The sequence below is a fragment of the Ferdinandcohnia sp. QZ13 genome (genome assembly GCF_031324165.1).
Taxonomy (GTDB): Bacteria; Bacillota; Bacilli; order Bacillales; family Bacillaceae_L; genus Ferdinandcohnia.
In genome coordinates this window covers 1,709,097-1,723,144 of sequence record NZ_JAVIVW010000015.1, presented here as the reverse complement: position 1 = coordinate 1,723,144, position 14,048 = coordinate 1,709,097, and the positions used below count along the sequence as shown (strand labels likewise).

Sequence of the window (14,048 nt, the reverse complement as noted above, 5' to 3'; positions counted from 1 at the left end):
TATATTGACTGAATGCTCATTCATTATATAATGAAAGTATAAACAATATAGTCAGAAAATATATTCCATTCAGGCAACAATGCCTAAATGAAATATAGCCCCGGCGGATGCCACAGATTTTTCAGATGAAATTATCGAAAACCTCGATAAAAATCTGGGCGTAATTCGCCTTGGCGAATTGATTTCTATTAAAAATGTTAAGAAAGGAGTTTAAACATGGATATCCTCTTGGTTATAAACCTTTTTGCGTTTCTAGCTGTAACCGCTTACGCAATTTATTTGTTTGTATACCTTATTAAGACTAGAATTGCTTATATCAAGCTTGGCAAAAAGGTCGAATTTGATGGAAAAATAAAGGAGCGCCTTGAACGGATTTGGGTAAATGTGTTCGGCCAGAAGAAGCTTTTAAAAGATAAAAAAAGTGGAGCCATCCACGTTATGTTTTTTTATGGGTTTATTCTTGTCCAATTTGGGGCGATTGATTTTATTTGGAAGGGCTTAAAGCCAGGATCCCATCTTCCACTGGGACCATTGTACCCAGGCTTTACATTTTTCCAAGAAATCGTCACATTTATGATTTTAGTTGCTGTCGTATGGGCATTCCATCGCCGTTATGTGGAAAAGCTCGTACGTCTAAAAAGAGGCTTTAAATCAGGGCTTGTTTTGTTATTTATTGGTGGCTTAATGCTGTCCGTTTTACTTGGGAATGGGGCAGGAATCGTTTGGCATGGTCATGATCCATCATGGACTGAGCCAATTGCATCTCTAATTTCACTTGCTTTAGGTGGTCTAAATGAAACAGCAGCGATCGTCGTTTTCTATATCGCTTGGTGGATTCACTTACTCTTCCTGTTAAGTTTTCTTGTTTATGTGCCGCAATCCAAGCACGCGCACTTAATTGCAGGACCTGCGAATGTGTATTTAAGCAGACTAACAATTCCAGGGAAGCTTGAAAAAATTGATTTTGAAGATGAAACACAAGAAACCTTTGGTGTTGGAAAAATTGAGGACTTTAAGCAAACACAATTAGTTGACCTGTATGCATGTGTTGAATGTGGCCGCTGTACAAATATGTGTCCGGCGACAGGAACTGGAAAAATGCTGTCACCAATGGATTTGATTGTAAAATTACGTGATCACCTAACGGAAACTGGTGCAGTCGTGACTTCACGTGTCCCATGGGTACCAGCAGTTGCTTTCAATCATACAAAGGGGAATCAGCTAGCACTAGCATCCGCTAGCCAAGGGGCAAATGAAACTGCTGCAACAGCTGAATTAGCCTACAGCCCAAGCTTAATTGGGGATGTCATCACAGAGGAAGAAATTTGGGCATGTACAACTTGCCGAAACTGTGAAGACCAATGTCCAGTCATGAACGAGCATGTCGATAAGATCATTGATTTACGTCGTTACTTAGTACTGACAGAAGGAAAAATGGATGCGGATGCTCAGCGTGCGATGACGAACATTGAACGTCAAGGAAATCCATGGGGTCTTAACCGTAAGGAAAAGGAAAACTGGCGTGAAGTACGTGAAGATGTCCATGTTCCAACTGTTAAAGAAATGAAAAAGGCAGGCGAAGAGTTTGAATACCTGTTCTGGGTTGGTTCCATGGGGGCATTTGATAACCGAAGCCAAAAAATCGCGCTCTCTTTTGCAAAATTGATGAATGAAGCAGGCGTGAAGTTTGCGATTTTAGGAAACAAGGAGAAAAACTCTGGTGATACTCCACGTCGACTTGGAAACGAATTTTTATTCCAAGAGCTTGCGACAAACAATATTGCGGAATTTGAAAAGGCAGAAGTGAAAAAGATTGTGACAATCGACCCGCATGCCTACAATATATTCAAAAATGAGTACCCAGACATGGGGCTTGAGGGTGTTGAGGTCTTCCACCATACAGAGCTCTTATATGACCTTGTAAAAGAAGGTAGATTAGTTCCTAAGCATGCAGTGAACGAAGTCATCACTTGGCATGATTCCTGTTATTTAGGACGTTACAATGACGTGTATGATCCGCCTCGTGAAATCCTAAAACAAATTCCAGGTGTCAAACTCGTTGAAATGGAACGTAACCGTGAAAAAGGGATGTGCTGTGGAGCTGGTGGCGGACTAATGTGGATGGAAGAGGATACAGGTACACGCATAAATGTAGCAAGAACAGAGCAGGCACTTGCTGTTAGCCCAACAACCATTGGTTCCGGTTGTCCTTACTGTTTAACCATGCTGAGTGATGGTACGAGGGCGAAGGAAGTTGAAGAGCAAATTGGCACATACGATATCGCTGAAATACTTGAAAGATCGGTTGTTGGAGAACAAAGAGAAATTGCATCTTAGTGGTAAAAGATGGTTTATCTTCCATTCCTAATGTTGTAAAATAGAATTATAGGAAACTTCCAATAATTTTTTAATAGTATAGGAGAAGCGAGAGAGGTGTACATTCGTACGCCTCCCTCTTTCAGACAAGGTTGAGCGAGCGTTCAGTCGAAAAAATGTAAGCGGTTTCTGATTTGCGTGTTTGAATAAAAATGTAGGAGGTTGGAGCATGGGGAAAACAGTTATTGTAAGCGGTGTTCGTACTCCATTTGGAAAATTAGGAGGAAGTCTGAGTTCGTTAACAGCATCTGAGCTTGGTGGAATTGCCATTAAGGAAGCGCTGCTGAGAGCAGGTATCGAAGGCGAAAATGTGGATGAAGTGATCTTTGGAACGGTTTTACAAGGTGGTCAAGGCCAAATTCCTTCCCGTCAGGCAGCACGAAACGCAGGAATTCCTTGGGAAGTAAAAACAGAAACCATAAATAAAGTGTGTGCATCAGGACTTCGCAGTGTCACACTCGCTGATCAAATCATTCGTGTTGGTGACGAAGATGTAATTGTGGCAGGTGGCATGGAATCCATGAGTAATGCGCCATACTTTTTATCGAAAGCACGCTTCGGACTAAGAATGGGAGATGCAAGCTTAAAGGACTTAATGGTTCATGATGGCTTAACATGCAGTTTCCAAGGTGTTCACATGGGTACCTATGGAAATGAGGTAGCATCAGAGCTCCACATATCACGCGAGGAACAGGACGAGTGGGCACTTCGTAGTCACCAGCGTGCGGTTGCGGCGATAGAGTCAGGTAAGTTTGCAGATGAAATTGTAGCGGTAGAAGTAAAAGGGCGCAAAGGTACAGTTACACTTGTTGACAAAGATGAGGCACCGCGTGCAGACACCACACTTGAAAAATTAGCAAAGCTAAAGTCTGTGTTTAATGCAGACGGCACAATCACAGCTGGAAATGCTCCTGGCGTGAATGATGGTGCAGCGGCCCTTGTTCTGATGAGTGAGGAGCGGGCAAAGCAAGAAGGAAAAGAGCCTCTTGCAACGATACTTGCCCATGCTGCAATCTCCGTTGAAGCAAGAGATTTTCCAAAGACGCCGGGACTCGTCATCAATGAACTACTAAAGAAAACAGGAAAATCCGTTGATGAAATTGATTTGTTTGAAATCAATGAAGCCTTTGCTGCAGTAGCGTTAACTAGTGGAAGAATTGCCAATCTTGATCCTGAAAAAGTGAACGTTAACGGAGGAGCAGTAGCGCTTGGTCATCCAATCGGGGCAAGTGGAGCAAGAATTATCATTACACTAATCCATGAATTAAAACGTCGTGGCGGTGGCATCGGAATTGCAGCCATCTGCAGTGGTGGAGGCCAGGGCGACGCGATTATGGTTCACGTATAACTTTATTCAGCAGAGGGTCCTACTTCTTTAAGTGACGGGATAGGTGTAAATAAGTAATCAATTAAGTAGTGACTTAAAACCTGGCTGAAAAAGTTAAAGCCTCCGGCGGATGCCTCAGATTTTTAGAGGGAATTTTTCGAGCAAGCTCGAATAAAATCTGGGCGCAAATACGCCAAGGCGCATTTGATTAATAGGAGGTATGTTAGATGAAAGTACAAAAGGTAATGGTTATTGGTGCTGGGCAAATGGGTTCAGGGATTGCGCAGGTTTGTGCAATGGCAGGCTATGACGTGAAGCTACACGATTTAAAGCAGGAGTACCTAGATCGCGGCTTTTCGACGATAACAAAAAACCTTACCCGGCAAGTGGATAAAGGTCGAATGAACGAAGAAGACAAGGCTGCAACATTAGGAAGACTCACCCCTTCTCTTGACTTACAAAATGCATCTGATGTTGACCTAGTCATCGAGGCGGCCGTTGAAAACATGGACATCAAAACAAAGCTTTTCTCACAACTAGATGAAATTGCACCTCAGAACGCTATTTTAGCAACAAATACTTCCTCTCTTCCAATTACAGAAATTGCGGCTGCAACAAAACGTCCAGAGAAAGTAATTGGCATGCATTTTATGAATCCAGTTCCAGTTATGAAATTAGTTGAAATTATCCGCGGCTTAGCAACAGCCGATGAAGTATATCAAGTCATTGAAGACATGACAAAAACGTTAAACAAGGTTCCAGTTGAAGTGAATGACTTTCCGGGATTTGTGTCAAACCGCATTTTAATGCCGATGATCAATGAAGCCATTTATACCCTTTATGAAGGTGTCGCCACAAAAGAAGCAATTGACGAAGTCATGAAGCTTGGCATGAACCATCCGATGGGACCATTAACTTTAGCTGATTTTATCGGACTTGATACTTGTCTATATATTATGGAGACCCTCCATGAAGGCTTTGGTGATGACAAATATAGACCGTGTCCATTGCTCCGCAAATACGTTAAAGCAGGTTGGTTAGGTAAAAAATCAGGTCGAGGTTTCTACACATATGAAGGATAGGGGTGAATTTGAGTGACAACTCTTACAAACTACCCACATCATCAAGATCCCACACTGGAGGGAAGCAGCATGAATTTTCATTTTACAGAAGAACAAACAATGATGCGAAAAATGGTCCGTGATTTTGCGAAAGAAGAAATCACACCATTTATAGAACGCATGGAAAATGGCGAGTTTCCACGAGAAATTGTTTCTAAAATGGGGTCCCTTGGCCTAATGGGAATTACAACCCCCGAAAAATATGGAGGCGCCGGGATGGATTTTACATCCTACATTATTGCGATTAATGAACTATCTAAAGTGAGCGCGACAATTGGGGTTATTTTATCCGTTCATACCTCAGTTGGTACACACCCGATTTTATATTTCGGAACTGACGAGCAAAAGCAAAAATACATTCCAAAACTCGCTAGCGGGGAGTATCTTGGGGCATTTTGTCTCACCGAACCGAGCGCTGGCTCAGATGCCGCCAGCTTAAAAACAAGGGCTGTGAAGCAGGGAGACCATTATGTGCTAAATGGCTCAAAGGTGTTCGTCACAAATGGTGGAGAAGCGGATGTATATATAGTGTTTGCCCGCACAAACCCTACCGAAACTGGTAGCAAGGGAATCACAGCGTTTATTGTTGAAAAAAATACCCCGGGCTTTGTGTTTGGGAAAGATGAACATAAAATGGGGCTCAATGGTTCTCGGACCCTACAAATTACATTAGAGGATGTTAGGGTGCCAGTAGAAAATGTTCTAGGTGTTGAAAGTGAGGGCTTTAAGGTCGCAATGGCGAATCTAAGTATTGGTCGAATCGGCATCGCGGCTCAGGCACTAGGAATTGCGGAGGCAGCCTTAGAACACGCCGTGGAATATTCGAAGAGTCGTTATCAATTCGGTAAACCAATTGCCGCTTTACAAGGTGTTGGCTTTAAGCTATCGGATATTGCGACGGCAGTGGAAGCTGCAAGACTACTTGTCTATCGTGCAGCATTTTTACAGGAGCAAGGTATACCATGTGCTAAAGAATCCTCGATGGCGAAGCTGTTTGCATCTAAAACCGCGATGGAAGTTACTACAGAGGCGATTCAGGTCTATGGCGGCTATGGCTATACGAAGGATTATCCAGTTGAGCGATTCTTCCGAGATGCAAAAATCACAGAGATTTATGAGGGCACCAGCGAGATTCAAAGAATTGTGATTAGTAAGCATTTGTAATTATTCATGAAAATTTGATAAAGCGTAATTCTGGATCGGGATAACGCAATTCATGGTCAGTAACGCGCAATTCGTGCTTCGGATACTGCAATTCCCGCCCGGGTCGAAAAACAATTACTAGGAACACGCAATTCATCACAAAAACTAACATTCTATAAAAGTGGAGGTACCAGCTATGTACTTTAAATTATCAGAAGAGCATGAAATGATTCGGAAAATGGTTCGTGATTTTGCCAAAAATGAGGTGGCACCAACTGCGGCAGAGCGCGATGAAGAGGAGCGCTTTGATCGTGAAATTTTCGATAAAATGGCAGAGCTTGGCTTAACGGGGATTCCGTGGCCAGAGGAATATGGTGGCATTGGCAGTGACTATTTAGCATATTGTATCGCTGTCGAGGAACTTTCAAGAGTTTGTGCATCAACAGGTGTCACTCTTTCTGCTCATACATCACTTGCAGGATGGCCCATTTACAAGTTTGGTAGTGAGGAGCAAAAGCAAAAATATTTACGACCAATGGCACAAGGTGAAAAAATTGGCGCTTATGGTCTAACAGAGCCCGGCTCAGGTTCAGATGCAGGTGGAATGAGAACATCTGCGAGATTAGAAGGTGACCATTATGTGTTAAATGGTTCTAAAATCTTCATCACTAACGGTGGGATTGCCGATATATATGTAGTATTTGCGCTGACAGACCCATCCTCTAAACATAAAGGAACAAGCGCGTTTATTATCGAGAGTGACTTCCCTGGCTTCTCTGTTGGGAAAAAAGAAAAGAAGATGGGAATTCGTTCATCACCGACAACTGAAATTATTTTTGAAGAATGCCGTGTACCTAAGGAAAACCTACTTGGCGAAGAGGGAGAAGGCTTTAAAATTGCGATGATGACGCTTGACGGTGGTCGAAACGGAATTGCCGCACAAGCAGTCGGAATTGCTCAAGGAGCACTTGATGCGGCAACAGAGTATGCGAAGGAACGTGTTCAGTTCGGCAAACCAATTGCTGCTCAACAAGGGGTTGGTTTTAAGCTTGCGGATATGGCAACTAGTGTTGAGGCAGCACGTCTCTTAACCTATCAAGCGGCATGGCTAGAATCAGAGGGGCTTCCATATGGTAAGGAATCCGCGATGTCGAAATTATTCGCTGGAGACACTGCCATGAAGGTCACAACAGACGCAGTCCAAATCTTTGGTGGCTATGGGTATACAAAGGATTATCCGGTGGAGCGTTATATGCGTGATGCAAAAATCACCCAAATTTACGAAGGTACTCAAGAAATTCAACGCCTAGTAATCTCTAGAATGTTAACAAAATAGTGGGACGCGGGGACAGGTCCCGTGTAGCAGAAGTAGAGCAGGGGGTGGAAAAATGCGTAGGAATGATGTGCCGGCCTCGGTAAAGGATGAACGGCTGATTAAGAAACGGCGAGACCAGATGATTAAAGGAGCAGTGACGCTTTTTAAGGAAAAAGGGTTTCATCGCTCCACAACACGGGAGATTGCAAAAGCTGCCGGTTTTAGCATCGGTACGCTGTATGAATATATTCGAAAAAAAGAGGATGTACTCTATTTGGTTGTAGATAGTATCTATGACCAGGTTCAAGAACGACTCCAGCAAGCGATTAACACGAAGGAAGGTAGTATCGAAAGCTTGAAACTGGCGATTCGTAATTACTTCCTCGTCATGGATGAGATGCAAGACGAAGTTCTTGTCCTCTATCAGGAGGCCAAGTCTCTTTCGAAGGACGCGCTGCCATATGTGCTAAACAAGGAAGTAGAAATGGTCGGCATGTTTGAAAAAGCAATTGAGGACTGTATTGCAAAAGGGGAACTTCAATTGCCAAAGAAGCAGGTCGAGCTTGTAGCCCATAATATTTTCGTGCTTGGTCAGATGTGGGGCTTTCGCCGCTGGGCAATGCGCAAGCTTTTTACACTTGAAGAATACATTGAAATGCAAACAGAGCTTTTATTAAAGGGGATTGAAAAATAAAAGGGGTTAGGGGGAGAAGTAAATGAGTACGGTAGAAGTATATCGTCCCAAGCATCATGTACGGTTTGTGACGGCTTCAAGTTTGTTTGATGGGCATGATGCTTCGATTAATATTATGCGCCGCATCCTGCAGGCAAGTGGAGCCGAGGTCATTCACCTTGGGCATAACCGTTCTGTGGAGGAAGTGGTCAATGCAGCCATTCAGGAGGATGCACAAGGCATTGCAATTTCCTCTTATCAAGGTGGTCATGTGGAATATTTTAAATACATGTATGATCTTCTTAAGGAGCGGGGAGCCTCTCATATCCGCATTTATGGCGGTGGTGGCGGTGTTATCATTCCTCGTGAAGTCAAGGAGCTTCATGAATACGGAATTGCCGGTATTTTTTCACCTGAGGACGGCCGTGTGATGGGACTTCAAGGGATGATCAACAAAATGCTACAAGAATGCGATTATCCAACAAGTACGGAGCTAACAGATGAGCTTGAGTTACTTCAAACAGGGGATTACAAAACAATCGCAAAGCTCATTACGATTGCTGAAAATCACATTGGAAACACAGCCGAGACAGCGGCAGCCGCAGAAACCATCATTCAAAAAATAAAAGACCTAGAGAAAAAGGTCCCCGTTGTGGGGATTACAGGCACAGGGGGAGCTGGAAAGAGCTCACTTACGGACGAATTAATTCGTCGTTTTATTAATGAAATGGAGGACAAAAAGGTAGCAATTCTGTCCGTTGACCCAACAAAGCAAAAAACGGGCGGGGCCTTACTCGGTGACCGAATCCGGATGAATGCGATTTTTAACCCAAGAGTCTATATGCGAAGCCTTGCAACGCGGGGATCAAAATCAGAGTTATCACTTGCGATTAAGGACGCCATCGCAGTTGTAAAAGCAGCAGGCTTTGACTTAATCATCGTTGAAACGAGTGGAATTGGGCAAGGAGATGCTGAGATTACTGAGGTCTGTGACATCTCGATGTATGTCATGACAAGTGAATTTGGTGCACCTTCACAGCTTGAAAAAATCGATATGATTGACTATGCCGACCTCATTGTTATTAATAAATTTGAGCGCAAGGGATCAGAGGATGCAAAGCGACAGGTGCAAAAACAGTATCAGCGCAGCCATCTTTTATTTGAAAAAGACTATGAAGCGATGCCGGTGTTCGGAACGATTGCAAGTCAATTTAATGATCCGGGAACGAACGCCCTTTTTGCAAATTTAGTTGCTACAATTAACGAAAAAATGGGCACGGATTGGAAAACGTCCTTTGAAAAAACAGCAGATGTTCAAAAACAAAATGTGATTATCCCAAATGACCGCCGTTATTATTTGCGTGAGATTTCAGATACGGTTCGAAATTACCATAAAAAAGCAGCAGAGCAGGTCGAAATTGCGCGTAAGCTATTCCAAATTAGCGGCACCATTGAAAGTGTGAAGGAGCTTGGAAACACCGAAGTCGTGACAACCCTTGAAAACTTAAAAGCTCAATATGAATCAAAGCTTTCGGATGAATCGAAAAAGATCCTAGCAAACTGGGGAGCGACAAAAGAAACCTACAAAGGCGACAAGTTCATTACGAAAATCCGCGATCGGGAAATCGTTACGATTCTCAAGACAAAGAGCCTATCTGGTTTATCGATTCCTAAAATTTCTCTACCAGGCTTTAAGGACTTTGGGGAAATTTTACGGTGGGTATATAAAGAAAATGTGCCGGGGGCATTCCCATATACGGCTGGGGTATTTCCGTTCAAGCGTGAAGGGGAAGATCCGAAGCGTCAGTTTGCTGGGGAAGGAACTCCTGAACGAACTAACCGCCGATTCCACTATTTATCCAAGGATGATGATGCGAAACGATTAAGTACGGCATTTGACTCTGTTACATTGTATGGAGAAGACCCTGCATATCGCCCTGATATTTATGGAAAGGTTGGCGAAAGTGGAGTCAACGTTTGTACGCTTGATGATATGAAAAAGCTATACAAAGGCTTTGACCTATGTGCACCTTCAACATCAGTTTCAATGACAATCAATGGCCCAGCGCCAATTATTCTGGCGATGTTTATGAATACAGCGATTCACCAGCAGGTGGAAAAGCGAGAGCATGAGCTTGGTCGCATGTTAACAGTGGACGAATTCCAAGAGGTACGCGCAAAAACTTTACAAACAGTTCGCGGAACTGTTCAGGCAGATATTTTAAAAGAAGACCAAGGTCAAAATACTTGTATTTTTTCAACGGAATTTGCACTTAGAATGATGGGGGATATTCAAGAGTATTTCATTGAAAACAAAGTGCGTAACTATTATTCCGTTTCGATTTCGGGCTACCATATTGCTGAAGCGGGTGCGAATCCCATTTCTCAGCTTGCTTTTACATTATCAAACGGGTTTACGTATGTGGAGTACTACCTCAGCCGTGGCATGAAGATTGATGATTTTGCGCCAAACCTGTCCTTCTTCTTTAGTAACGGTTTGGACCCGGAGTATACGGTTATTGGCCGCGTGGCACGCCGCATTTGGGCAACTGTTATGAGAGAGAAGTATGGGGCAAATGAACGCAGTCAAAAATTAAAATATCATGTGCAAACATCAGGTCGCTCCTTGCATGCTCAAGAAATTGACTTTAATGATATCCGTACGACTTTACAGGCGCTTATGGCACTTCATGATAACTGTAATTCCCTCCATACGAACGCGTATGATGAGGCGATTACCACACCGACTGAGGAATCTGTCAGACGGGCAATGGCGATTCAAATGATTATTACGAAAGAGCATGGCTTAACGAAAAATGAAAATCCGTTACAAGGATCATTCATCATTGAGGAGTTAACGGATTTAGTTGAGGAAGCAGTGCTACAGGAATTCGACCGACTAAATGACCGCGGCGGAGTTCTTGGTGCGATGGAAACTCAGTATCAGCGCGGAAAAATTCAAGATGAGTCGATGTATTATGAAATGAAAAAGCATACGGGAGAGCTTCCGATTATTGGGGTGAACACATACCTTAACCCTAACCCACCAACAGAAGAGGAATTAAACAATATCGAGCTTGCTCGCGCAACAAAGGAAGAGAAAGAACTTCAGATAAAAAATTTAAAAGAATTTCAGGATCAAAATAAGGATAAAGTAGAAGAAGCATTGAAGAAATTAAAACAGGTTGCAGTTAATAATGGTAATATTTTTGCGGAATTAATGGAAACGGTACAGGTTGCAAGTCTTGGACAAATCACACAGGCCCTTTATGAAGTGGGTGGACAATACCGTAGAAATATGTAGAATATTATCGAGGCTGGGTCAAAAAAGGTTGACTCAGCCTTAAAAAATGTATTGACTGGCATAAAGTGGTTGATTTTGTTTATAATGAATGATATGTATTTTACAGAACTTATTTTTATTGTAGTTCATGGTTAAACATTATACTCTAGTTTTTTACCAAGGTTTGTAGTTACATACATAGAAAGGGAGTGCCTTGATGAGTCTAGATCAATACTCACCAGAGCAAATAAAAGAAATGTCAATGCTTGAAGTAGCGTATGAGATTTTCTTAGGGAGAAAAGATGCAATCGCATTTACCGAGCTAGTTGACGAGGTAGCAAAAGTATTAGAGCTTTCTGAAGAAGAGCTTCACGCAAGAATTTCTCAGTTTTATACAGATATCAATATCGATGGTCGTTTTATTACATTAGGTGATAACCGCTGGGGACTTCGTACATGGTATCCGTATGAGCAAATCGATGAAGAGGTTACTCATACTGAAAAGCCGAAGAAGAAGAAAAAGGGCAAGAAGAAGAAGGACGAAGATGACGATCTTATCGACTTCGATGACCTTGATGAAGATGATCTTGATTTCGATGAAGATTATGATGAAGAAGACGAAGATTTGGTAGACATTGACGACGAAGACGAAGATGAAGATGACGACTTCGATGACATTGACGATGAGGAAGACGAAGATTTCGACGATGAGGAAGAACTTCTCGATGATGAAGAATATGAGTTAGATGAAGAAGATGAAGAACTAGCGGAAGAGGACGAAGACTAACGTCTAGAGAGATCATTGGTAACTAAATTCCACTTAAACTTCATATTGACTTTTCAATCTTAACTCGGTAGAATACTTTTTGGGCTCTAAAAAAAGAGTATCTACGAAACCATATTACAAGTTTCGCTCCCTTACTTATTGTAAGAGGAGCTTTTTTATTTTTATAAGGTAAAAAGGTACGTAAGTGAAAAAAGACATACCCCCGCATTAAGAAAGATTCCTTTATACAATTTCATAAATTTGAGCAAACTTTAACTAATTACATGATTGGGGGAAAAAAGAAAGATGACAAAATATATTTTTGTAACAGGTGGGGTTGTATCGTCCCTTGGAAAAGGGATTGTTGCCGCATCTTTAGGCCGTTTATTGAAAAACCGAGGATTGAATGTAACGATTCAAAAATTCGATCCATACATTAACGTGGACCCAGGAACAATGAGTCCATACCAGCATGGTGAAGTGTTCGTTACCGATGACGGCGCTGAAACAGACCTTGATTTAGGACACTATGAGCGTTTTATCGACATTAACCTAAACAAATATAGCAATGTAACGACAGGTAAAATCTATTCAACTGTCTTAAAGAAAGAACGTCGTGGTGATTATTTAGGTGCAACCGTTCAAGTTATTCCGCACATCACAAATGAAATCAAGGACAGAGTAATCCGTGCTGGCCATGAAACAAATGCAGATGTCGTCATAACTGAGATTGGTGGTACGGTTGGAGATATCGAGTCTTTACCTTTCCTAGAAGCTGTTCGTCAAATCAAAAGTGACGTGGGCTCCCGCAATGTCATGTATGTGCATTGTACACTTGTTCCATACATTAAAGCTGCCGGGGAAATGAAAACAAAACCAACCCAGCACAGCGTAAAAGAACTTCGTAGCCTAGGAATTCAGCCAAACATCATTGTTCTCCGTACAGAAATGCCGATTTCAGAAGATATGAAAGATAAAATTGCGTTATTCTGTGACATTGATTCAAGAGCTGTTTTTGAGAGCCGTGATGCGGAAACTCTGTATTCAATTCCGTTGTCTCTTCAAGAGCAAGGCATTGATCAAATCGCATGCGAGCATCTTCAACTAGATTGCAAGGAAGCAGACATGACAGATTGGGTCCAGCTTGTTGAGAAAGTGACAAACCTTACAAAAACAACAAACATTGCGTTGGTTGGAAAATATGTAGAACTTCAGGATGCGTATCTTTCTGTAGCAGAAGCATTAAAGCATGCTGGTTATGCATTTGACTCAGATATCAATATCAACTGGGTGAATTCTGAAGAAGTCACAGATGAAAATGTAGCTGAGTTTCTTGCTGGTGCAGATGGAATTCTCGTGCCTGGTGGATTTGGCGACCGTGGCGTAGATGGCAAAATTTCGGCACTGAAATATGCTAGAGAAACAAAAACGCCATTACTAGGCATATGTCTTGGCATGCAATTAGCTTCTGTTGAGTTTGCCCGCAATGTACTTGGTTTAGAAGGAGCACATTCTGCAGAGCTTGACCCAGATACTCCACATCCAGTTATCGACTTATTACCTGAACAAAAGGATGTTGAAGATTTAGGTGGAACGCTTCGTCTAGGACTTTTCCCTTGTAAAATTGAAGAAGGGACTAAGGCATACGAGGCATATAATGATGAAGTGGTGTATGAGCGTCACCGCCACCGTTATGAATTTAACAATCATTATCGTCAAGCAATGGAAGCTGCTGGATTTGTCTTCTCGGGAACAAGCCCAGACGGACGTCTTGTTGAAATTATCGAGTTGAAAGACCACCCATGGTTCGTGGCTTCACAATTCCATCCAGAATTTAAATCACGACCAAACCGTCCACAACCATTGTTTAGAGAATTTATTCGAGCATCATTAACAAGCGCAGAGAAAATGTAATAAGGGAATATAAGAAATGGCGAGTGGAATGCACACTCGCCATTTTCTTTTTTTATAAATGGTATATCATTTGACGATAAAACAATTATGTTATATATTTATAACATAATGTGAGAAATATATAACATTT

At 42.2% G+C, this 14,048-nt stretch carries 9 protein-coding genes; all 9 read left to right on the top strand.

Annotated elements, in window-relative coordinates; all coding sequences use genetic code 11:
- The first annotated feature begins 216 nt into the window (after positions 1-216).
- The 9 genes from RGU12_RS22380 to pyrG all read left to right on the top strand — a co-directional run bounded on the left by RGU12_RS22380 (position 217) and on the right by pyrG (position 13,918).
- Positions 217-2,337 carry a (Fe-S)-binding protein gene (locus RGU12_RS22380; protein ID WP_309538024.1) on the top strand — a complete coding sequence of 707 codons (2,121 nt, stop codon included), beginning with the start codon at positions 217-219 and terminating at the stop codon, positions 2,335-2,337.
- A 208-nt stretch (positions 2,338-2,545) separates the two neighbouring features.
- Positions 2,546-3,724, top strand: coding sequence for an acetyl-CoA C-acetyltransferase (locus RGU12_RS22375; RefSeq protein WP_309538023.1), 1,179 nt, complete (start codon positions 2,546-2,548; stop codon positions 3,722-3,724).
- A 206-nt stretch (positions 3,725-3,930) separates the two neighbouring features.
- On the top strand, positions 3,931-4,785 hold the full coding sequence (locus tag RGU12_RS22370; protein WP_309538022.1) for a 3-hydroxybutyryl-CoA dehydrogenase: 855 nt from the start codon (positions 3,931-3,933) through the stop codon (positions 4,783-4,785).
- 69 nt (positions 4,786-4,854) lie between these two features.
- Positions 4,855-5,988: an acyl-CoA dehydrogenase gene (locus RGU12_RS22365; RefSeq protein ID WP_309538021.1), complete on the top strand. Its 1,134-nt coding sequence runs from the start codon at positions 4,855-4,857 to the stop codon at positions 5,986-5,988.
- Positions 5,989-6,163: 175 nt separating this feature from the next.
- The gene (locus RGU12_RS22360) at positions 6,164-7,303 is read left to right on the top strand and encodes an acyl-CoA dehydrogenase (protein WP_309538020.1); all 1,140 of its coding nucleotides are present in this window, start codon (positions 6,164-6,166) and stop codon (positions 7,301-7,303) included.
- A 52-nt stretch (positions 7,304-7,355) separates the two neighbouring features.
- Positions 7,356-7,976, top strand: coding sequence for a TetR/AcrR family transcriptional regulator (locus RGU12_RS22355; RefSeq protein WP_116351972.1), 621 nt, complete (start codon positions 7,356-7,358; stop codon positions 7,974-7,976).
- Positions 7,977-7,998: 22 nt separating this feature from the next.
- Positions 7,999-11,259 carry a fused isobutyryl-CoA mutase/GTPase IcmF gene (gene icmF, locus RGU12_RS22350; RefSeq protein ID WP_309538019.1) on the top strand — a complete coding sequence of 1,087 codons (3,261 nt, stop codon included), beginning with the start codon at positions 7,999-8,001 and terminating at the stop codon, positions 11,257-11,259.
- A gap of 196 nt (positions 11,260-11,455) precedes the next feature.
- Positions 11,456-12,025 (top strand): DNA-directed RNA polymerase subunit delta, encoded by a 570-nt coding sequence (gene rpoE / locus RGU12_RS22345; protein WP_309538018.1) that lies wholly within the window; start codon positions 11,456-11,458, stop codon positions 12,023-12,025.
- 285 nt (positions 12,026-12,310) lie between these two features.
- Positions 12,311-13,918: a CTP synthase gene (gene pyrG, locus RGU12_RS22340; protein ID WP_309538017.1), complete on the top strand. Its 1,608-nt coding sequence runs from the start codon at positions 12,311-12,313 to the stop codon at positions 13,916-13,918.
- Positions 13,919-14,048 lie beyond the last annotated feature (130 nt).